Raw genomic sequence first — 22,231 nt, 5'->3', positions numbered from 1 at the left:
CTCATCATCATGCAGTCCACCGCCTTTCGCCGCATCAGCGACATCCTGCGCCACGGCGCCGCCCACGCGCCGCACAACCCGGCGCTGATCGAGGACGGCCGCGCATGGTCGTATGCGCAGCTGGCCGCCGCCGCCGATGCCTGCGCGGCGCTGCTGCGCGAACTCGGCGTGCGTCCCGGCGACCGCGTGATGGTGGTGGCCGAGAACGGCGTGGCCCAGGTGGCGCTGCTGTTCGCCGCCGCCGCCATCGACGCCTGGAGCGTCAGCGTCAACGCGCGCCTGAGCGAGGGCGAGCTCGAGACCATCCGGGCGCACAGCGGCCCGCGCCGCGTGCTCTACGTGACGGGCAATTCACCGGACGCCGCGCGGCACGCGGCGCGCGCCGGCGCCCTGCCCTGCATCAGTGGCGAGGGCCAGATGGACGACCTTGGCGTGCTGGCCGGCCCGCTGGACGACAACTGCGCGCCCGAACCGGTCGATGCCGGCGCCGACCAGGTCGCGGCGCTGGTCTATACCACCGGCACCACCGGCCAGCCCAAGGGCGTGATGCTCAGCCACGCCAGCCTGCTGTTCGTGGCCGCCACGTCGAGCCGCCTGCGCGGGCTGACCCCTGGCGACCGTGCCTGGGGCGCTCTGCCGGTCTCGCACGTGTACGGCCTGACCTCGGTGCTGCTCGGCACCCTGTATGCGGGAGCCTGCCTGCATCTGGCGCCGCGCTTCGACGCAGGCGCCCTGCTGGCGTTGATCCGCGCGGGCGAACTGACCATCGTGCAGGGTGTGCCGGCGATGTATGCGCGCCTGCTGGCGCAGGCCCAGGCAGAGGATCTGGCCGCGCCGATTGCTTCGCGCCTGCGCTTTTGCTACGCCGGCGGCTCGCCGCTCGACCCCACCCTCAAGCGCTCGGTCGAGGCCTTGTTCGGCCTGCCCTTGCACAACGGCTATGGCCTGACCGAAAGCGGCCCGACCGTCAGCCAGACCCGGCTCGACGCGCCGCGCAGCGACAGCGCGGTCGGCCCGCCGATTCCCGGCGTCGAGGTGCGCATCATCAACCGCGACGGACTCGAGGTCGCGCCGGGCGAGGCGGGCGAGCTGTGGATGCGCGGTCCGGGACGGATGCGCGGCTACTACCGCGATCCGGCCGCCACCGCGGCGGCGCTGCGGCCAGGCGGCTGGCTGGCGACCGGCGACCTGGCGCGCCAGGATCCCGACGGCGCCCTGTTCCTGCTCGGCCGCACGCGCGAGCTGATCATTCGATCGGGCTTTAACGTCTACCCGGTGGAGGTCGAGACGGCGCTGAACGCGCACCCGGCGGTCGTGCAATCGGCGGTAGTGGGCCGGCCGTTGCCGGCGGCCGACGAAGAAGTGATGGCCTTCGTCGAGGCGCGCGGGGTCGACGAGGCGGCGCTGCAGGCCTGGCTGTGCCCGCGCCTGGCGCCCTACAAGCGCCCGGCGCGCATCGTGTTCATGGACGCGCTGCCGGCCGCGCCGAGCGGCAAGATCCTCAAGAGCCGTTTGCCCTGACGCGGCATTGTCGCCACTGGCGCGATGGCCCAGGTTTTTTCACTTGCGCCGCTTCTTCCAGTCGTAACCGGGACCGGTGACGTCCACGCCGGGATGCCCGACCAGGTCGGGATGCTCGGAGCACATGGTAACGAAGCGCACGCCTTCGCCGGCGCGCTGGCGCGCGCGCAGCGCTTCCATGAACTGCATCGCCTGCACCATCTCGCTGGTATCGAACGGATGGCAATGCGGCCGCATCTGCTCCTCACCCAGCTCCTCGTCCACGACCGTCCAGTACACCATATACATGCGTCATCCCCTTCCATCTTGTCCTGGCGTGCATTGTCGCCCGAACCGCGGGCCGGCGGCGTACCGACGGGGCAGAAGCGGTTCAGGCAAGGCTTGATGGCAGTGCCCGGATGTCACAAGCCGCACGTAAATAGCTGTAAGTCTTTGAGTTATAAAGGGTAAATAAAGAAATGCTTACAGAAAGTAGGATTTGTCCGAAAAACCCGAATTGTGTTGGCTACCTCACATAGCCAGCTGCATCGGACCGTTAGGCTGGGATCTGTGTTCATCACGCAGGTACGGACTTCATGAATATTCAAACCGACTCTTCCACGCCGGACCTCGCCCTGTGGGGCGGTCTCGAATGCACGGTCAACCGCGTACGCGACAATTACTTCAGCCAGATGGACCGCAACGGCCACGCCGAGCGCCTGCAGGACATCGAGCGTTTCGCCTCCCTCGGCATCGGGGCGATCCGCTATCCGGTGCTGTGGGAGCGCACCGCGCCGGACGGCATCGACAAGGCTGACTGGTCCTGGCCGGACGAGCGCCTGCCGGCGCTGCGTGAACTGGGCGTCAATCCGATCGTGGGCCTGGTCCACCACGGCAGCGGCCCGCGCCACACCAGCCTGGTCGATCCCGCCTTCCCCGACCTGCTGGCCGCCTACGCCGGCGCGGTGGCGGCGCGCTACCCCTGGGTCGAGTACTACACGCCGGTCAACGAGATCTGCACCACGGCGCGCTTTTCGGGGCTGGCCGGGGTCTGGTATCCGCATGGCGGCGACGAAGCCACCTTCATCCGCGCCCTGCTGGTGCAGTGCCGCGCCACCGTGCTGTCGATGCGCGCGATCCGCGCCGTCAATCCGCACGCCAAACTGGTCCAGACCGACGACCTGTCGAAGACCTATGGCACCCCCGAGATGGAAGGAATCAGCGGCTTCTTCAACGAGCGCCGCTGGCTGGCCTGGGACCTGCTGTGCGGGATGATCGACGAGAATCACAAGCTGTGGCGTTACCTGCTCGACTCCGGCGCCGGCGAGGAAGAGCTGCGCTGGTTCCGCGACAACCCCTGCCCGCCGGACGTGATCGGCGTGAACTACTACATCACCAGCGAGCGCTGGCTCGACCACCGTCCCGAGCGCTATCCGGAAACCCATCGCCACGTGTTTCGCGGCGTGCCGCACGCCGACATCGAGGCGCCGCGCGCGCTGGCCACGCCGACCCCGGGCATCGCCCCGCTGCTGATGGAGACCTGGGAACGCTACGGCCTGCCGATCGCGGTCACCGAAGCCCACATCGACGCCAACCGCGAAGACCAGATGCGCTGGCTGCTCGAGATCTGGAACGCCGCGCACAAGGCGCGCCAGCAAGGCGCCGACGTGCGCGCGGTCACGGTGTGGGCCCTGCTCGGCTCCTTCGACTGGAACTGCCTGGTGACCGAATGCCACGGCTACTACGAGCCGGGCCCGTACGACGTGCGCGGCCCGGCGCCGCGGCCGACCGCGGTCGCCACCCTGATGCGCGAGCTGGCCAGCAAGCGGCCGCTGTCCAATCCGGTGCTTCAGGGCGAAGGCTGGTGGCGCCGGCCGGGCCGCTTCCTGTGCAAACCGGTCGCCACCCGCACCGCGGTGGCCGACATCGCCGTGCGCAGCCAGTTCAAGTCGAGCCTGGTGCAGCCGATCCTGATCTCGGGCGCCAGCGGCACGCTGGGGTCGAGCTTCAAGCGCATCTGCGAGAAACGCAACCTGGCCTGCCACGTGCTGACGCGCCAGGAGATGGACATCACCGACCCGGCCTCGGTGGAAGCGGCGATCGTGCGCTTCAAGCCATGGGCGATCGTCAACGCCGGCGGCTACGTGCGGGTCGACGACGCAGAAGCCGACTTTGACCGCTGCATGCGCGAGAACACGCTGGGCCCGACCGTGCTGGCGCTGGCCTGCATCCGCCACGCGCTGCGCTTCATGACCTTCTCGAGCGACCTGGTGTTCGACGGCGCCAGGGACCAGCCGTACGTGGAATCCGACGCCGCCAACCCGCTCGGCGTGTACGGCCGCAGCAAGCTTGAAGCCGAGCAGCGCGTGCTGGACGCCGACCCACAGGCGCTGGTGATCCGCACCAGTGCCTTCTTCGGCCCCTGGGACCAGCACAATTTCGTGACCCAGGCCCTGAACGCGCTCGACGTCGGCCTGCCGTTCCAGGCGGCGGGCGACGTGACGGTGTCGCCGACCTACGTGCCGGACCTGGTCAACGTGTCGCTCGACCTCTTGATCGACCGCGAGCGCGGGGTCTGGCACCTGACGAATGGCGAGCCGGTCAGCTGGTTCGAGCTGGCCCAGCGCGCCTGCGCGGCGGCCGGGGTCTCGAGCGACAAGCTCGTGGAAGTCCCGCTCGGGGAGTGCGGCTACGCCGCCCGCCGGCCGGGCTACAGCGCCCTGGGCAGCGAACGCGGCCTGCTGTTGCCGTCGCTGGACGATGCGCTCAAGCGGTATGTGGAAGCCGTGCAGCAACGCGCCAATGGCGTCAGCCTCGGGCACGAACAGGCGGGGGAGGCGGCGCATTACGCGCGCTGATGCCGCCTACTTGGGTTCCCGCCTGCGCGGGAACGACGTAGCCGGACTGCGGACCATTGGCTTATTTCACCTCGGCCGCCGTGAACTGCAGGTGATACAGATTGGCGTACATGCCCTTGTGCGCCAGCAGTTCGTCGTGCGTCCCCTGCTCCACGATGCGTCCGGCTTCCATCACCACGATGCGGTCGGCGCGTTCGATCGTCGACAGGCGGTGCGCGATCACGATCGTGGTGCGGCCGGCCATCAGGGTGTCGAGCGCCGCCTGCACCGCGCGTTCGCTCTCGTTGTCCAGCGCCGACGTGGCCTCGTCCAGGATCAGCAGCGGCGCGTCCTTGTAGATCGCGCGCGCGATCGCCACCCGCTGGCGCTGGCCGCCCGACAGGCGCGATCCGTTCTCGCCGATGCGGGTGTCGATGCCGTCCGGCAGGCGCGCCACCACGTCCGTCAGATGCGCGGCGCGCACCGCCGCCGCCAGGCGCTCGTAGTCGACCTGCTCGGCGCCATAGGCGATGTTCGCCGCCAGCGTATCGTCGAACAGCACCACGTTCTGGCTCACCATCGCCAGCTGGCTGCGCAGCGAGGCCAGCTTGATGTCGGTATACGGCACGCCGTCGAGCAGCAGGCGGCCCGCTTGCGGATCGTAGAAGCGCGTGACCAGGTTCACAAACGTCGACTTGCCGCCGCCCGAGACGCCCACCAGCGCCACCGTCTGCCCCGGCTTCACCTCGAGCGAGACGCCGTCCATGGCCGGGTTCAGCGCGTTCGGATAGCGAAACACCACGTTCTCGAGCACCAGGTGGCCTTTCGCGCGGCCCAGTTCGCGGCTGCCGGTGTCGACCTCGGGTTCCGAATCGATGATCCCGAACACCGTCTCGGCGGCCGCCATCCCGCGCTGCATCGGGCCGTTCACTTCGGCCAGCGATTTCAGGGGCGTGAGCAGCATCAGCATCATGGTCACGAACTGGGTGAATTCGCCGACCGTCATGTCGGCCTGGATCGCCAGCACGATGACCAGGGACAGCGCCAGCGAGGTCGCGATCTGGGTCACCGGGGTGGTGGCGGCGAAGGCCACCGTCATGCGTTGCGAGAAGCCGCGCAGGGCTTCGCTGCGCTGGTGGAAGCGCTGGCGCTCGTACTTCTCGCCCGAGAACACGCGGATCACCTGGTGGCCGCGCGCGGCTTCCTCGACCACGCCGGTCATTTCGGCGGTGACGCGCTGGCTCTCGCGGTTCAGGTTGCGCAGGCGCTTGGTGGTGGTGCGCACGATGACCGCGGTCAGCGGGATCACGATGATGGCGACCAGCGTCAGCTTCCAGTTCAGGTACAGCAGGGTGCCGAGCAGGCCGATCACCACCAGCACGTCGCGCACGCAGGCCACGAACACCGACTGGATCATGTCCACCACCTGGCGCACGTCGTTGACCACGGTGTTGATGATCTTGCCCGTCGATTCGTCCTGGTAGCGCGCCACCGGCAGGCGCAATACCTTTTCGAAGGCCATGGCGCGCAGGTCGTTAAGAACGCGGGACAGCACCCAGTTGTTGAAGTAGGCGGTGCCGAACGTGCCGATGCCGCGCAGGATGAAGATCGACACCAGCACCGTCGGGATCCACCACAGGCTGAAATCGACCTGCTCCTTGAAGCCGTCGTCGAGCAGGACCTTGAGCGCCTCACCCAGCAGCGGCTGGGTGGCGGCCGTGATGGCCATCGACAGCAGCGCCAACCAGGCGCGCGATTGATACGGTTTGACCAGCGCGAGCAGGCGCCGGACGATCACTTTAGTTTCCACGTTGTTCAACCTTTGCTTGCCTTGCCGGACGGGCGGCAAGGCAGAATCCCATGAGCAGGAACACCATCAGCGCATAGAACATGCTGCCCTTGAGGGACCAGAAAATGACTTCGGTCAGGCCGAAGCTGAAGTAGCACAGCACCACCAGCATGCCGGCCAGCGCCGGCGCGAATTGCGGCAGGCTGGCGCCCAGCGCGCGGTCCGCGTTGCCGCGGCCCAGCTGGCGCGCGAAGAAAATGAAAGGCGCCGCCAGGATGGCGATCCAGGCCGCCAGCCCGAACACGCCGCCGGTGGCGAGCGCCTGCAGGGCGTCGTTATGCAGGTGTTCGAGCGACAGGATCGCCGGATCGAGCGTGCCCTGCTCCACCAGGCGGCGGATCTCGGCGCGCACCGTGTTGCGGTCCAGGCCGAACAGCGGCCGCTCCTCGATCAGGATCGCCGCGCCCTTCCACAATTCAAGCCGGGTGCCGACGTTGGTGAAGACGTTGCCGCCGTCGACCCAGGTCTGGACGTCGTCCACGCCCTGCAGCGCGCGTTCCTGCATGCCGGTGGCCGGCACCAGGAAGGCGGCGCCGACCAGGGCGAAGCTGCCGGCCAGCAGCAGGCGCACCTTGCGGCTGCTCAGCAGCTGGGCGTAGCTCAGGAACAGCAGCGCGGCCAGCGCCAGCGCGACCCAGGCGCCGCGGGTGCCGGTCAGCATGCAGGCGCCCAGGCCGGCCAGCGCCCCGACCCCGGCCAGCAGCGCCTTGCGGGTATGCTGGCGATAATCGATCGCCGCCGTCAGCGCCACCAGGCCCAGCACCAGGGCCAGGTCGCCGAAGGTGATCGCGTTCAGGAAGCCGCCCGGGCGCTCGACCTGCAGCACCACGCGCTGCCAGGCGACGAAGGGCAGCGCGGCCACGCTGCCGGCCACCACGCCCCACCACAGGGTGGACGCGGACGGGCGCGCCAGCAGGACCAGGGCCGTGCAGCTCAGGGCGAGCAGCATGCGCGAGGGCTTGTCCAGGGTGTCGAGGCCGGCCTCGGGCCGGATCAGCACGGCCACGATGGTCAGCGCGAACTGGAAGCAGAAGGCCGCGACCACCCAGCGGATCTCTTTCCAGTGCGGCGTCAACGCGGCCCAGGCCTTGCGCGGCACGCACAGGGCCGACAGCAGGAACAGGAGGCTGGAAAATCCGATGCCGAAAGGCGTGGTCAGGCTAAGGAAGGGAAACAGGAACACCTGGAAACCGATCCAGACCTGCATCGGCGCCAGGGACATCAGCGGCTTATTGTTCATTCAGGTTCATGTGGGATATTCTTGCGGCCTAGGCCTAACATCGGACAGCAATGCAGCAAACACAGACAATTTCGGTCGTGATCACCACGTACAACCGGCCCGACGCCCTGGAGGCGGTGGTGGAAGCCTGTTTTTTACAGGACGACAAGAATTTCGAAATCATTATCGCCGATGATGGCTCGACTGCCAACACGCGGGACTGCATCGAGCGCCTGCGCGCCCGGGCGCCGGTGCCCTTGATCCATGTATGGCAGCCGGATGACGGCTTTCGCGCCGCCATGGCGCGCAACCGCGGCACGCTCGCGGCAACAGGCGACTATATCATCTTCCTGGACGGCGATTGCGTCCCGCAGCGTGACTTCATCCGCCGCCACCGGGCGCTGGCCCAGCCCGGTTTCCTGGTTTCCGGCAGCCGCATCCTCCTGAGCCAGCGGTTGACCGAGCGCGCGCTGCGCGAGCACGTCGACGTCGCCGGCCTGAGCGTGGGCGAACGCCTGCGTCATCGCCTCGCCGGCGACATGAACAAGGTGGTCCAGACGATGCTGCGCTGGCCCGACCTCGGCCGCGTGCGGCGCAAGTTCAGCTGGCGCCGCATCAAGAGCTGCAACCTGGCGGTATGGAAGTCGGATCTGGTGAAAGTGAACGGCTTCGACGAAAGCTTCACCGGCTGGGGCCACGAGGATTCGGACCTGGTGGTGCGCCTGTTCCACGCCGGCGTGCTGCGCAAGGACGGCGCGCTGGCCACCGAGGTGCTGCACCTGTGGCACCGCGAGGCGCAGCGCGACCAGGAATCGAGCAACCGAAAGGTGGTGCTGGCGCGGGCCGCGAACGGGACGACGCAGGCGCGCATCGGCTTGCGCGAGCACCAGTCGTGACTGCTGCCGACGAGGCGCCGGCAGCGTACCCGCACCGCGAAGCGGCGCGGGAATATCCCGAAGGATAGATCAGGAAAAGCTGATCAGACCATGCCGACAGGAAGTTCGGCCGTCGCCACGCCGACGATCTCGATCGCGACCGGCGGCTTGTAGACGTAAGGGATGAACTCCATGCCATCGGAGGTGCTGGCGAGCACCTGGGCCTTGTTTTCCACGCTGTCGCTAAATTCGAGCATGATCTGCTCGCGGCTCGAATCGTCGACACGGGTCAGCCAGTAGGCGTAGCCATCGGCGTCCGGCTTGCGGTTCAGGACGTTCTGGTACAGGCGATCCAGGAATATCTGATCGGTCGGATTTTCGCCGTACTTTTCCTTGAACTCCGGCGCCCAGGTGAATTCGTGGGCGATCTGCTGCAGCGAAGCGCCCTTGTCGACGCGGTCGATCCAGTAGCCCAGGCCGAATGGCTCGGCCTCGCGGCCAAGCGCGGCCTGGTACAGGCGGAACACCGAGGCTGCGCTTTCGTCGATCGCCACCCAGCCATCGCTGAACTGCAGGCGTTCGACGCTGTACAGGCCGTCCACGGCGCCGCTGCGGTCGGCCACCGCATGGCCCCAGCTCTGCTGGGCGATCATGTAGTCGGCGCGCGCGCCCTGGAACACGGCGATGTCGATGCCGGCGCCGCCGCTGATCGCGACATTGTCCGCAGTCATGGTGAAGGTGTCGGCACCGCTCGTGCCGACTTTGTTGAGGGGATTGTCCACCGTGAAGTCGAGGTTGCGCGCGGCGCTGGTGGCGTTGCCCGCCACGTCGACCGAGGCGCCGATCACCTTGTAGACGCCATTCGGCAGCGGCTTCGAGTTCAGTTGCCAGGTGCCGTCGGCGCGCACCTCGGCCTTGCCGATCGTGATGAAATCGCCGTCGCGGTACAACTCGATCGTGCTGCCGGCCTCGCCGGTGCCGGCGAAGATCGGCTGATTGCTGCCTGGATTGAGCCCCATGGTGACCGACGGCGCCACTGGCGGCGTGGCATCGATGTTGAAAGTCACCATGTCGCTGGCGGCGGACACGTTGCCGGCATCGTCGGTGGCCGTCGCGTAGGCGCGGTAGCCCAGGCCGTCCTTGAGCACGATGGACGACTTGGCGCCCCACAGGCCGTCGGCGCCCGCCTTGACGGTGGCGACCAGCTGGTTGTCGATGTACACGCGCACCGTCGAATTGGGTTCGGCGGCGCCGGTCATCGTCGGCATATTGCCGCGCGCGTAGTCCTTCGCGTTGAGCGTCAGGCTCAGCGCGGGCTTGCCGGGCGCCAGCAAATCGGCCAGGTTCGCGCGTTCGACGCTCATGTCCGCGAACTGCAGCACGTCGATATTGCGCAGGGTGGTGGTGCCTTCTGTTGCGTGCGCAACCGCCAGCGCGCCGTCGCCCAGATTGCTGAGCGAATAAGCGCTGCGAATTGCATTGAATACCGCTGTATCGCGGCCCGATCCTCCGTCGATCATGTCGTTTCCTCCATTGCCTTGTAAAGTATCGTTGAATGCGGTGCCCGTCAGGGTGTCGGCCCTGTCGGTGCCAGTGATGTAGCGTCCTCCGGTGGTGCTGTTGATGCCGAGCGCGCCGCGCAGGCCGTCGCCGCCATACAGCCAGTTCAGCGCCGCGATATCGTATGGGCTGTAGGTGCTGTGGGCGCGGCCGTCCGAGGTGTACGACATCAAGGTATTCCCGGTGTGGTCTTCATTCGGGTTCAGCACGATCTGCGCCGTGCCGTCTTCCTCGTGGAACGGGTGCTTCAAACCCAGCACGTGGCCAAGTTCGTGCAGCAGGGTTTCATAACCGTAGCCGCCGGGCGTCAGGTTCTGCGTCATGCTCCGGTACTCGGCGTTATCCAGGTACAGGTAGGCGTTGGCGCTATAGCTGACCAGGGTGCTCGAACCGCTATAACCCGCGCGCCAGCTGGCCAGGCCGGTGGTGTAGGCGCCCGCGATATCGAGATTGGCGAGATGGATCTGCCCCAGAATGCCATCGCCGGTTTCCTGGAACACGATCCCGGTCACCTGATGCAGGTAATCGAACGCGGTGCGCGTCGCCGCCTGCTGGGACACCGAGAACATCTCCTGACCGCTACGCCCGGCTTCGTTTCCCGACGCGATGGAAAAGGTGTAGTACAGCGTATTTCCGTACGGGTTGGGCGTCAGGAAGTTCCAATCCGGACCCTTGTCCAGGAGGGCGTCGATGTGGTTCAAGCCCGAAAGCGGTGTGACGGTGATGTCGGAAATACTGGCCATGACTAAGACGATCGTTTCTGTTTGGAAATTGATATGAAGAACTAGCTAACGATGGAGTATTTCCTGCTCAACAGTTCAAGTCAAATCCCATTTCAATCGTGCGCACCTCTTGCACATAGAGCAACGCTCGCACGCAACAGTTGCCGGCACGTGCTTTGCCCATCCGCAAGAAAAAAACGTGCCCAGGGACACTAATGACGTTAAGTTAAGGCTCAAGTCTTCTTGAGTTAGCGCAAAAACGTCGTCCCCACGAAGGTGGGGACCCAATCGTGCAAGCGTTTTCGACGACGTTTGCAAAACTTGGGTCCCCGCCTGCGCGGGGACGACGTATTTGACGGCTAGCTCAGCTTGCCTAACTTAACGGTATCAGTCCGAGGACACGCCTTTTAGTTCATGCACACGCCTGTCAATACTCGACCGCGACGTCCTTTGCCCCCAGGGTCAGCTCGAGCGCCAGCTTGAGTGTATCGGATGGCGCAACCCGCCAGTCGTCGCCCAGCTGCACGACGTAGGGAATCCCATTGGTCACCAGCCGCAGGCTGACCGGCATCCCGTCCTGCACCCGGTAGGGCTGCAGCACCTCGGCGATCTTCGCCGGATCGACCGTGGTAGCCAGGTCCATCTCCAGCTTGTGCCCGTACTGGATGCGCGAGGCCGCGATGTCGAACACCTTCTCGGCCGTGATGCGCAGGCCGCCGTTGAAGCGGTCTTCGGAGACCTTGCCGACCACCAGCAGGAACTCGTCTTCCTTGAGGGCGTGCTTGTTGGCCTCGGCCACCTCGCTGTAGACCGTCACCTCGTGTACCGCGGTCTTGTCGTCCAGCGCCACGATCAGGATCTTGCCGCGCTGGGTCATCTGGGTACGCACGCCGGTGATCACGCCGCACATCATGCGCGGGTCGCGCGACGGTTCCAGGTCCTTCAATTTGGTCTTGGCGAAGCGCCGCACCTCTTGCGCATACGAGTCGAACATGTGGCCGGACAGGTAGTAGCCGAGCGCGATCTTTTCTTCGGACAGCTTCTGGCGGTCGGTCCAGGGCGTGGCCTTGACGTACTCGGGCGGGGCGACGAGGTCGGAATCGTCGCCGCCGAACAGGCTCACCTGGTTGGCGGCCGCCGCCGCCTGGCCGGCCGCTTCCATCGCGAACGCGACCGAGGCCAGCAACACGGCGCGGTCGACGCCGAAGGCGTCCATCGCTCCGGCACGGATCAGGGATTCGATGGTGCGGCGGTTGATCTGCTTGCGGTCGACGCGCTTGCAGAAATCGAACAGGTCCTTGAACTTGCCCCCTTCGCTGCGCGCGGCGATGATGGCCTCGATCGCGCCCTGCCCCGCGCCCTTGACGCCGCCCAGGCCGTAGCGGATGTTGGTCACCTGCTTGCCGGTCTTCGACTTCGGCTCGCCTTCCGGCGTGAAGCGGAACTGCGATTCGTTGACGTCCGGCGGCAGGATCACGAGCTTGCAGACTTCTTTCGCATCCTCGACCAGGATCTTGATCTTCTCGGTGTCTTCCATCGCCAGCGACATGTTGGCTGCCATGAACGCGGCGGTATGGTGCACCTTCAGGTAGGCGGTGTGGTACGACAGCAGCGCATAGGCGGCCGCGTGCGACTTGTTGAAGCCGTAGCCCGCGAACTTTTCCATCAGGTCGAAGATCTCGTCGGCCTTCTCGGTCGACAGGCCGTCCTTGGCGGCGCCGGCGCGGAAGATCTCGCGGTGCTCGGCCATCTCCTCGGCCTTCTTCTTGCCCATCGCGCGGCGCAGCATGTCGGCGCCGCCCAGCGAATAGCCGCCCACGATCTGCGCCATCTGCATCACCTGCTCCTGGTAGACCATGATGCCGTAGGTCTCGGACAGGATCGACTCGGTGCGCGGATCGGGATAGTCGAATTTCTCGCCGTGCTTGCGCTTGCAGAAGTCGGGAATCAGGTCCATCGGGCCCGGACGGTACAAGGCGACGAGCGCGATGATGTCCTCGAAGCGGTCGGGACGCGCGTCCTTGAGCATGCCCTGCATGCCGCGCGATTCCAGCTGGAAGATCGCGACCGTCTTGGCGTCGCTCAGCAATTTGTACGACGCGCGGTCGTCCAGCGGCAGCCTGGCCAGGTCGAATTCGCTCTCCGCCGGGTCGAGATCCTTGATGTAGTTGACGGCGCGGTCGAGGATGGTCAGCGTGGTCAGGCCCAAAAAGTCGAACTTGACCAGGCCCACGGCCTCCACGTCGTCCTTGTCGTACTGCGACACCACGCCGGCGTCGCCGCCCTGGGTGTACAGCGGGCAGAAGTCGGTGAGTTTACCGGGCGCGATCAGCACGCCGCCGGCGTGCATGCCGATGCCGCGCGTGATGCCCTCGACCTGCTGCGCCAGGTCGAGCAGCTGCTTGACCTCTTCTTCGTTTTCGAGACGCTCCTTGAGCAGCGGTTCTTCTTCGATCGCCTCGGCGATCGAGACCGGCTTGCCCGGCTTGAACGGGATCAGCTTGGAGATGCCGTCGCAGAAGTTGTAGCCGAAGTCGAGCACGCGGCCGACGTCGCGGATCGCGCCCTTGGCCGCCATGGTGCCGAAGGTGGCGATCTGCGACACCGCGTCGCGGCCATACAGGTCCTTCACGTGCTGGATCACCAGTTCGCGCTTTTCCTGGCAAAAGTCGATGTCGAAGTCGGGCATCGAGACGCGCTCGGGGTTCAGGAAACGCTCGAACAGCAGGTTGTACTTGAGCGGATCGAGGTCGGTGATCTTCAGCGCGTAGGCGACCAGCGAGCCCGCGCCCGAGCCGCGGCCCGGGCCGATCGGCACGCCGTTGTTCTTGCCCCACTGGATGAACTCCGCCACGATCAGGAAGTAGCCCGGGAACTTCATGTTGATGATCGTCTTGTTCTCGAACTCCAGGCGCGCCTCGTAGCGCGGACGTTCCTGCTCGCGCTTGACGGGGTCGGGATACAGCTGGACCAGGCGCTCCTCGAGGCCTCGCTTCGTTTCCGCGATCAGGAATTCGTCGATCGTCATGCCCGGGGTCGGGAAGTTCGGCAACTGCGGCTTACCCAGCGTGAGCGTGACGTTGCAGCGCTTGGCGATCTCGACCGAGTTGGCCAGCGCGCCCGGCAAGTCCTTGAACAACTCGAGCATCTCGGCCTGCGACTTGAAGCACATGTTCTCGTTGAAGCGGCGCACGCGCTTGGCGTTGGCCAGCATCTCGCCTTCGGCGATACACACACGCGCTTCGTGGGCGATGAATTCGCTTTTCTCCAGGAACTGCACCGGGTGCGTCGCCACCACCGGCAGCCCCAGGCGGCCGGCCAGCGCCACCGAGTGGCGCACCTGCTGTTCCTGGTTGGGCTGGCCGGCGCGCTGGATCTCGATGTAGAAGTGACCCGGGAAGATCGCCGCCCAGCGCGCGGCATTGGCCTCGGCGCGCGCCAGGTCGCCGTTTTCGATCGCCTGGCCAATGTCGCCGAAGTGGGCGCCCGACAGCACGATCAGGGCGTTGGCCTGGGGCTCGTCGGGATGCAGGGTCGAGGTGGAGGTGGCCAGCGCCTCCAGCCACTCGGTGCGGATCTCGGCGCGGCCCTTGTGCTGGTTGGTGAGCCAGGCGCGCGCCAGCAGGTCGCACAGCTGCAGGTAGCCGGTATGGTTCTTGGCCAGGATCAGGAGGCGATGCGGCTTGTCGCGGTTGTCGTCGTTGGTGATCCAGGCGTCGACCCCGACGATCGGCTTGACGCCCTTGCCGCGCGCCGCCTTGTAGAAACGCACCAGGCAGAAGGTGTTGGCCAGGTCGGTCACGGCCAGCGCCGGCTGGTTGTCCTTGACGGCCGCCTTGACCAGGTCGTCGATGCGGACCAGGCCGTCGACGATGGAGTATTCGGAGTGGACGCGCAGGTGGGTGAAAGTCGGGGAAGTCATCCGGGTATTTTACCGCGCCATCGGCGGTGACGGCACCGCTGCGTTTCTGGCCAGCATGTCGACGTGGCGATTTTGCCAACGTTGCCGCGATGGTGAAAACTGTGGCGCAATCGCCTGCACCATGCAAGCGCCGATGCCTGCTGACTTATAATATCGCCCTACCTTTTCTACAGCCTTTGCAAGGCCTACGACCATGTCCTCCGAAACCCAGTACGTCAACATCGCCGCCTATAAATTCATCACGCTCGACAACCTGGAAGAATTGCGCCCGCAATACCAGGACCTGTGCAACGAGCTGGGCCTGAAGGGCACCGTACTGCTGACGCCGGAGGGCATCAATATGTTCCTGTCGGGCACCCGCGAACATATCGACCAGTACCTGGCCTGGGTCCGTAGCGATGCCCGCCTGAGCGACCTGCAATGCAAGGAAAGCCTGTCGCGCGAGCAGTCGCACAAGCGCATGCTGGTCAAGATCAAGAAGGAAATCATCACCATGCGCATGCCGCTGATCAAGCCAGAGCTGGGCCGGGCGCCGGTGGTGGATGCGCGTACGCTCAAGCGCTGGCTCGACCAGGGGCACGACGACGACGGCGTCGAAGTCGTGATGATGGAAACCCGCAACGCGTTCGAGGTCGACGTGGGCACCTTCAACAACACGCTGGACTACCGCATCGACAAGTTCACCGAATTCCCGGCCGTCGCGGCCGAGCACAAGGACGAGCTGGCCGGCAAGACCGTGGTCACCTTCTGCACCGGCGGCATCCGCTGCGAGAAGGCCGCGATCCACATGAAGGAAATCGGCTACGACCGCGTGTTCCAGCTCGAGGGCGGCATCCTGAAGTATTTCGAGGATGTCGGCGGCGACCATTACACCGGCGACTGCTTCGTGTTCGACTACCGCACCGCGCTCAATCCCAGGCTGGAGCCGACCGAGACCGTGCAGTGCTTCGCCTGCCGCGCCGTGGTGACGCCGCGCCAGCAGCTTGCGCCGGAGTATGTGGTGGGGGTGTCGTGTCCGCATTGCGCGGGCAACGAGGTGGGTTGCGACCAGGCCGCCGGCGCGCCAGCCTGACCAGCGTGTCATGAAAAACGCCCGGTCCGCATGACGCGGCCCGGGCGCTCATGGTTGCGCGGCGCAACGGCTCAACCGGTAATGCCCAGCCCTTTCAGCAAGTCCAGCCGCAGCTCGGCGAAATTGACCGCCTGCTTGCCCAGTTCTTCCAGCTGCTGCTCCAGCGATTCGACCGGCTTGCCTTCGATGAGGACGCGCTGGTTCTGCGCTTCCAGCAGATCGGCGGCGAACTTCGCCCATTCGCCCGGTTGCGCCAGTCCGGCATCCCGCGCCAGCATGAACAGCTGTTCCAGGCGCGTGACGAACACGCCGCCGCCGGTCACGGGCGAGGCCAGGTAGCTGATCTCGGTGGAGTACCGCGCCTGAGCGCACAGGCGGGCGTTCAGCGCGTCGGTTGCCGGGCGCGCCTGCTGGATTGCCGCGTCGTCCTGGGCCGGATACACGGTGCCATTGCCGGCCAGGATGACCAGCGCCTGCAGGATGTGGTTGAGCGTGACGCCGCTGCCCGCCACGGCTTGCTCGATGTCGCTGACATAGTGTGGCTGGTAATCGTTCAACGCGTTCAGGATCGGGCGGTAGATCTCTTCTTTCAGGTCCGCATTGATCAGCAACCCCTTGGCCTTCAACTCGACTTTCGCGAAGGGCATGCCCATCACGATCCGCTGGGCGCGGAACCGTTCGGCCTTCTCGAGCGGCGCCAGGCGGCGCGGACCGCGAATCCAGTAATCGCGCCGGAAACGCTGGTTCACCACGAAATCCTTGGCCGTTTCACGGAAGCGCCGGTCCGGGATCTCGTTGAGGAACGTCACCTGGTCGGCGGTCATGTTCAGCGCATCGACGTGATCGAGGTAGTGCGCGGAACCGGCGAAGCTGAGCTTTTGCGATTCCAGCCACTCGGCCATCCTGGAAAACGGCATCGGCATCCAGTCACGATTGAAGTATTCGTGGGCCAGGTAATTGCTGGGATGCTTGCTGAGCAGCTTCAGGTGCTCCGCCACCGACGGATTGGCGCGGCCATACATGGCGCCGGTGTCCAGCAGCCGGTTGGCGAAATCGAGCGCCGACTCGATGCGCTTGCTCGTCTCGGTGCCGGGCGCCGCCAGGGTGTCGCTATGGCCCGTCAACAAATCGCGCAAGGGCGCCATCGCGGCCCAGCCGGGCTGGGTGTTGTAGCTGATGTAAAGCACCCCGCCGACCTTGAGCTTGCGCCGGATGAAATCGGCAATGACGGCGCGGTTGCTGTCGGAAATCCAGCTCCAGATGCCATGCAGGCTGATGAAATCGAAGTCCGGCAAGTCGCTGCGGTTGCAGAACGCATCGAAGGCGTCATCGAAGATGCGGGCCGCCTTTGCCGGATCGCCGGCCAGGTCTTTCGCGAACGCGGCCTGGGTCGGATTGAAATCGGTGCCATACCACTCGGTCGACGACGCGGCGCCGTGGATATTGATGCTCAAACCCTGGCCAAAGCCGAGTTCACATGCCGTGCCGATCTCGGGATAAGCATAACCTGCGTTCAAAAGCGCAAGCCGGGTGCGTAGGGGATTCAACTCTGCGTAGTATCCGAATGTATATTCAACATCCGTCATGTAACCTTCAGACCAAGCTTGCATGGAAATTCCTGTACTGGTGAATAAGTCGATTCGTGGGGCGGATATGCTCAGCTGGAAACTTTAACATCGATTCACGGCGAATTTGCATCATCATCGCCCTGTCATCGCCCCTGAATGCACAAAGAAAACGGGCATATGCCATTGACATACGCCCGTCGATTTGTTGCGGTTCCCGTTCGAATCAGCGGAAGTAGGCGGCGACTTCGCGCACCGCGTCCGCATTGAGGGTGCCCGCGTCCGCACGCAGGCGCAGCAGGCCGAGCAGATAGCTGTATCGCGCCTGCGCCAGGTCGCGCTGGCTGGTGTACAGCTGCTGCTGGGCGTTCAGCAGGTCGAGGTTGATCCGCACGCCCCCCGCGACGCTTTTCTCGGTGGCGACCATCAGTTCCTTGCCCGAGGCGACCGCCCTTTCCAGCGCGCTGATCATCGCAACGCTGTTCTCCACCAGGTCGTAAGACCTGCGCAACTCGACCATGATCCGGTTGCTCTGCGTGTCGAGTTCGGCCCTGGAGCGCTCGAAATTGGCGGCAGCCTGGCGCGTGGTGGCGCTGATCGCGCCGCCCTGGTAGATCGGGATGTTCACCTGGACGCCGACGGTGCGGTTGATGGAATCCTGCCGGTAGTTCTGGAGCGAGGCCGCATCGTCGCGGCTGTAACCGGCGACCAGGTCGACCGTGGGGAAGTGTCCCGCCTTCTGGCGTTTGATTTCCAGGCGGGCATTTTCGACCGCCAGCCTGCCGGCGGCCAGCAGCGGATTGCGCTCCTCGGCCGTGCGGCGCCAGTCTTCGAACGATTTGAGCGGCAAGTCCTGGAACCGGAACTCCGCACCCAGCTTGTCGAGGGTGCCCGGGTCCATGCCGATGATGCCCGCGAGCGTGTTGCGCATGGCGATCGCATTGTTCCTGGCCTCGACCAGCTGCGCTTCGGCCAGGTCCAGCCGCGCCTGCGTCTCGAGCATGTCGGTCTTGGTGCCCTCGCCTTTTTCGAACAGGCGATCATTGACCTTCATCTGTTCCAGGTACATGTCGCGCTGCACCCGGGACAGCTCGACCTGGTCCTCGGCGAACAGCGCGTCCGCATAGGCCCCGACGACACGGATGATGACGTCATTGGTGTCGGATTCGAATTTTTTCGCGCCCTGGGCGGTCTGCACCTTCCCCTGGCGGTAGCGGAAGATCGAATCCAGGTTCAGGATCGGCTGCTGGAGGTTGATGGATGAGGAGCGGCTGATGTAGCGCGGATACTCGAGTATATTCCTTCCGGCCAAGGTTGAATACGTGTCGGTATCTGCGATATTTCGATTCGCCCTGTAGCTTGCCGACAGCCGCGGCAGCAGGTTCGACCGTCCAAGGTTCACGTTCTCCTTGGTCGCTTCGTTCTCGTAATAATTCATGCGATATTGCGGATCGTTCCTCAATGCCGCTTCATAGGCCTGCTGCAGGCTGACCGCGCCGGCATTGCCGGCGACGAAGGTCAGCAATGCGGCGATGGCAAGTCCACTGCGGCGCAGCGCGCCCGGCTTCCTGATCGCTTGCGCCATGATCAATCCTCGCTCATCGACGACCGGCTGCGGTCCATCAGCGGCTTGAGCAGGTAGCTCATCATCGTGCGTTCGCCGGTCTTGACGAACAGGTCCACCGGCATGCCGGGACGAATAGCCATATTGTGTTGCGCGATCATCTTTGCGCCTTCGGGCGACACTTTCACGCGCACGTGGTAATACGGCGCGCCGGTACGCTCTTCGACGCTGCGGTCGGCCGACACGGTTTCCACGATGCCCGGAATGTGCGGCGTACGGTTGGCGTTGAACGCCGAGAAGATCAGTTCGGTCTCCAGACCTTCGTACACCTTGTCGACCAGGTTGACCGGCAACTGCCCTTCGACGATCAGCAGGTCGTTGGTCGGCACGATATCCATCATCTTGAAGCCCGGCTGCACGACGCCGCCATTGGTGAACACGGCCAGGCCGACCACCGTGCCGTTGACCGGCGCCTTGACGTCGACGTTCGACAGCTCGAATTGCTGGGCGCTCATGCGCGCCGCCTGCGATTCCGATTCCTTCTGCGTCTCGGCCAGCGTGGTGCGCACTTCCTTCTGGTATTCCTGCATGCGCTGCGATTTGCGCAGCGTCAGTTCCATCACCTGGCGCTGGGCGCGGCCGATATTGCCGATGTCCTCGGAGATTTCACCCTGCAGCTGCGCGTAGGTGCGCTCCAGGTCCAGCAGGCGGTTGCGGGCGATATAGCCTTCCTTGGCCAGGTCGCGCATGCCGCCGAGCTGCTCCTTGAGGAAGCCGACCTGCTCCTTCTTGCTGTCGCGCGACTCCTGCAGGCCCTGGATCTGCATCTTGAGGCCGGCGATGTTCTCATCCACGCCGCCCAGTTCGTTCTGCAGCGACGCCTGGCGCGAAGCGAGCAACTGGTTTTGCAAGGCCATCATCTCGGCCACGCGCGCATTGTCGGCGTGTTTCGTCAGGTCTTCGGGGAAACGGATCGTTTTCTGCCCCGCCTGTTCCGCCAGCAGTCGCGCCTCGCTCGCGCGCGCGGCGAGAAATTGCGCTTCGGTAATGTCATAACCCGCCTTGGCAGTAATCGGGTTCATGCGCACCAGCACCTGGCCGGCCTTCACCACGTCGCCGTCCCTGACCAGGATTTCCTGGATGACGCCGCCCGTCGGGTGCTGCACGCTCTTGCGGTTGGTTTCCTTGGCCACCGTGCCCGTCATGGGAACGCCCTTGTCCAGCGGGGCGAAGGACGCCCACAGCAGGAAGCCGAGCACGCCGAACAGCACGATCAGCCAGCCGACGCGCGCGTAGGAACGCGCATCGGTATTCACGGTCAGCGGCGCGACGTCATGACTGACGACTTCGGCAGGCGCATCCTTCTGTTGAATCAGCTTCATTATTTGCTTCCTTGTTCAGTCGTTGCAGCGGCGGCGGCCTGGGCCTGCAGCTGCGCCTGGCGTGCCTGCGCCTGTGCCTGGGCTTGCGCCTGTGCCTGCGCTTGCGCCTTCTGGTTCGCATCCTGGACCGCGGCCAGCACCTGGTCGGTCGGGCCGAAGGCCTGGGCCGCGCCGTCGCGCAGCAGCAGCAGCTTGTTGGTGGCGCCGATGATGCTGGTGCGGTGCGTGACCAGCACGACCGTCTTGCCGCGGCGGCGCATGTCGAGCACGGCCTGGACCAGCGCCTGTTCGCCCACCTCGTCGAGGTTCGAATTCGGCTCGTCGAGCACGAGCAGGGCCGGGTCGCCATACATCGCGCGGGCCAGGCCCAGGCGCTGCTTCTGGCCGCCGGACAGGCCGGCGCCGCCGTCGCCCAGCGGCGTGTCGTAGCCCTTGGGCAGGTGCAGGATCATGTCGTGCACGCCGGCGCGCTTGGCCGCCTCGACGACTTTTTCGGCATCGACGTCGCCGAAGCGGGCGATGTTGTCGCTCACGGTGCCGCCGAACAGTTCGATGTCCTGCGGCAGGTACCCGATGTTCGGGCCGAGTTCGGCCTTGTTCCAGCTATAGATATCGGCGCCGTCCAGGCGCACCTTGCCGCCCGCGGCGGGCCACACGCCGACCAGCAGGCGCGCCAGGGTCGACTTGCCGGATCCCGAAGGACCGATCACGCCCAGGGCGTCGCCCGGTGCGATCGCGAACGACAGGCCGCGCAGGACGGCCTGGGTCGCGCCCGGCGGCGCCGCGGTCACGCCTTCGACGGTCACGGTGCCCTGCGGCTTCGGCAGTTCCATGCCTACGTTACGCTCCGGATTGTCATTCAGCATCTTGGAGAGACGGTCGAAGGCGCTGCGCGTGCTGCTCCACGTCTTCCAGACCGCGATCACCTGCTGCACCGGCGCCAGCGCGCGGCCGATCAGGATCGAGGCCGCAATCATCATGCCCGGGGTGATGTGGCCTTCGATCGCCAGCAGGGCGCCCAGGCCCAGCACCAGCGAGGTCAGCGACGTCTGGAAGAACTTGGTGATCGCGCCGATGACGCCGGCCTTCTGGCTCGCCTCGGCCTGCAGGTTCAGGAAGCGGCTGTGCAATTTGAACCAGCGGCGCATCAGGTTGGGCAGCATGCCCATCGATTCGATGACTTCGGCGTTGCGCAGGTTGTTGGTCGCCAGGTTGCCGGAAGCGATCGACATGGTGTTGGCTTCGCCGAGCGGCCCGCGCGTGATGCGCTCGTTGACGACGGCCAGCACCACCAGGATGATCGTGCCGCACAGGGCGAACAAGCCGAGCCAGACGTCGAAATAGAAGATCACGGCCAGGTAGATCGGGAACCACGGCGCGTCGAAGAACGCGAACACGGCGTTACCGGTCAGGAACTGGCGCAGGTTGGTCAGGTCGCCCAGGGCCTGCCCGGCGTTGCCGCCGGCCCGCTTGAGGTTCTGCTCGAACGCCGCGGTGTACACCCGCTTGTTGAGCAGCATGTCGAACTTGGCGCCCACGCGCACCAGCACGAAGCTGCGCATCATCTCGAGCGAGGACATCAGCACATAGGCGCCGAGCATCATCACCGTCAGCATGAGCAGGGTAAATTCGTTGCGGCTCGCCAGCACGCGGTCGTAGACCTGCAGCATGTACAGGGACGGCACCAGCGCCAGCAGGTTCGTGATGGCGCTGAAGACGCCGACGGTAATGAACGTGCTTTTGAAACCGCGCAGGGCGAGCCCGAGTTCGTTTTTCGATTCGAAGAATTTATTGAGCATTGTAGGCCGTCGTGAAAGTGTGCCTGATGACCGCAATAGAGCCAGCCACAGCCAGAGCGCACATTATCGCCTAAAAGCCCCGTGAAATGTGATGAGCATCACAATTTTGAAGAAGATTAGTTGCGCTGATGCATCAGATGTCGGTACAGCCCATGAAAAAGGCCATGCTCTTCAGCATGGCCTCTGGGATCGATGTCCGTCCCGGGAAAGGCGTCGCGTTATCCATTCGTGCCGAAACTCAGCAGAGCATGCTCCGCATTCGACGGCACTGCAGAAGTCGATCCTGCCTGTCCAGGCCGGTGATTGCTCACCCGGCGGGACGGAACCGCCTGTCTTGACTCATCGCGGTGTACGCGAAAAAACCC

13 protein-coding genes are annotated in these 22,231 nt (G+C 65.2%); 4 read left to right on the top strand and 9 right to left on the bottom strand.

From position 1 onward, the window contains the following. The first annotated feature begins 9 nt into the window (after window positions 1-9). The gene (locus tag ACZ9AQ_RS16810) at window positions 10-1,521 is read left to right on the top strand and encodes a class I adenylate-forming enzyme family protein (protein WP_429205600.1); all 1,512 of its coding nucleotides are present in this window, start codon (window positions 10-12) and stop codon (window positions 1,519-1,521) included. A 39-nt stretch (window positions 1,522-1,560) separates the two neighbouring features. Here ACZ9AQ_RS16810 and ACZ9AQ_RS16805 read toward each other — a convergent pair whose 3' ends face one another. After that, window positions 1,561-1,809, bottom strand: coding sequence for a hypothetical protein (locus ACZ9AQ_RS16805; protein ID WP_429205601.1), 249 nt, complete (start codon window positions 1,807-1,809; stop codon window positions 1,561-1,563). A gap of 287 nt (window positions 1,810-2,096) precedes the next feature. Between ACZ9AQ_RS16805 and ACZ9AQ_RS16800 the strand changes: the two genes are divergently transcribed. Further along, window positions 2,097-4,358 (top strand): family 1 glycosylhydrolase, encoded by a 2,262-nt coding sequence (locus ACZ9AQ_RS16800; RefSeq protein ID WP_429205603.1) that lies wholly within the window; start codon window positions 2,097-2,099, stop codon window positions 4,356-4,358. Window positions 4,359-4,419: 61 nt separating this feature from the next. Here the strand turns inward: ACZ9AQ_RS16800 and msbA are convergent, their stop codons facing one another. Further along, the gene (gene msbA / locus ACZ9AQ_RS16795) at window positions 4,420-6,147 is read right to left on the bottom strand and encodes a lipid A export permease/ATP-binding protein MsbA (protein WP_429205604.1); all 1,728 of its coding nucleotides are present in this window, start codon (window positions 6,145-6,147) and stop codon (window positions 4,420-4,422) included. After that, window positions 6,137-7,426 (bottom strand): O-antigen ligase family protein, encoded by a 1,290-nt coding sequence (locus ACZ9AQ_RS16790; RefSeq protein WP_429205606.1) that lies wholly within the window; start codon window positions 7,424-7,426, stop codon window positions 6,137-6,139. The genes msbA and ACZ9AQ_RS16790 overlap by 11 nt, the downstream gene beginning before the upstream one ends. Window positions 7,427-7,476: 50 nt before the next feature. Between ACZ9AQ_RS16790 and ACZ9AQ_RS16785 the strand changes: the two genes are divergently transcribed. Then, the gene (locus tag ACZ9AQ_RS16785) at window positions 7,477-8,301 is read left to right on the top strand and encodes a glycosyltransferase family 2 protein (protein ID WP_429205608.1); all 825 of its coding nucleotides are present in this window, start codon (window positions 7,477-7,479) and stop codon (window positions 8,299-8,301) included. Window positions 8,302-8,384: 83 nt separating this feature from the next. Here the strand turns inward: ACZ9AQ_RS16785 and ACZ9AQ_RS16780 are convergent, their stop codons facing one another. Continuing rightward, window positions 8,385-10,583: a DUF4214 domain-containing protein gene (locus ACZ9AQ_RS16780; RefSeq protein ID WP_429205610.1), complete on the bottom strand. Its 2,199-nt coding sequence runs from the start codon at window positions 10,581-10,583 to the stop codon at window positions 8,385-8,387. A gap of 406 nt (window positions 10,584-10,989) precedes the next feature. Then, window positions 10,990-14,484 (bottom strand): DNA polymerase III subunit alpha, encoded by a 3,495-nt coding sequence (gene dnaE / locus ACZ9AQ_RS16775; protein ID WP_429205612.1) that lies wholly within the window; start codon window positions 14,482-14,484, stop codon window positions 10,990-10,992. A gap of 193 nt (window positions 14,485-14,677) precedes the next feature. Between dnaE and ACZ9AQ_RS16770 the strand changes: the two genes are divergently transcribed. Beyond that, window positions 14,678-15,556, top strand: coding sequence for a sulfurtransferase (locus tag ACZ9AQ_RS16770; protein WP_429205614.1), 879 nt, complete (start codon window positions 14,678-14,680; stop codon window positions 15,554-15,556). A 71-nt stretch (window positions 15,557-15,627) separates the two neighbouring features. Here ACZ9AQ_RS16770 and ACZ9AQ_RS16765 read toward each other — a convergent pair whose 3' ends face one another. The 4 genes from ACZ9AQ_RS16765 to ACZ9AQ_RS16750 all read right to left on the bottom strand — a co-directional run bounded on the left by ACZ9AQ_RS16765 (window position 15,628) and on the right by ACZ9AQ_RS16750 (window position 21,866). After that, a complete protein-coding gene (locus tag ACZ9AQ_RS16765; RefSeq protein WP_429205615.1) occupies window positions 15,628-17,010 on the bottom strand; it encodes a methyltransferase regulatory domain-containing protein in 1,383 nt (460 codons plus the stop codon). Between the two features lie 337 nt (window positions 17,011-17,347). Continuing rightward, the gene (locus ACZ9AQ_RS16760; protein WP_429205617.1) at window positions 17,348-18,706 is read right to left on the bottom strand and encodes a TolC family outer membrane protein; all 1,359 of its coding nucleotides are present in this window, start codon (window positions 18,704-18,706) and stop codon (window positions 17,348-17,350) included. Between the two features lie 2 nt (window positions 18,707-18,708). Then, a complete protein-coding gene (locus ACZ9AQ_RS16755) occupies window positions 18,709-20,067 on the bottom strand; it encodes an HlyD family type I secretion periplasmic adaptor subunit (RefSeq protein WP_429205619.1) in 1,359 nt (452 codons plus the stop codon). Then, the gene (locus tag ACZ9AQ_RS16750) at window positions 20,067-21,866 is read right to left on the bottom strand and encodes a type I secretion system permease/ATPase (protein ID WP_429205620.1); all 1,800 of its coding nucleotides are present in this window, start codon (window positions 21,864-21,866) and stop codon (window positions 20,067-20,069) included. Before ACZ9AQ_RS16750 ends, ACZ9AQ_RS16755 begins: the two co-directional genes overlap by 1 nt. Window positions 21,867-22,231 lie beyond the last annotated feature (365 nt).

It is taken from the genome of Massilia sp. UYP34 (assembly GCF_056279385.1).
The sequence above is the reverse complement of the archived record's forward strand: the minus strand, read 5'-3'. Positions and strand labels throughout refer to the sequence as shown.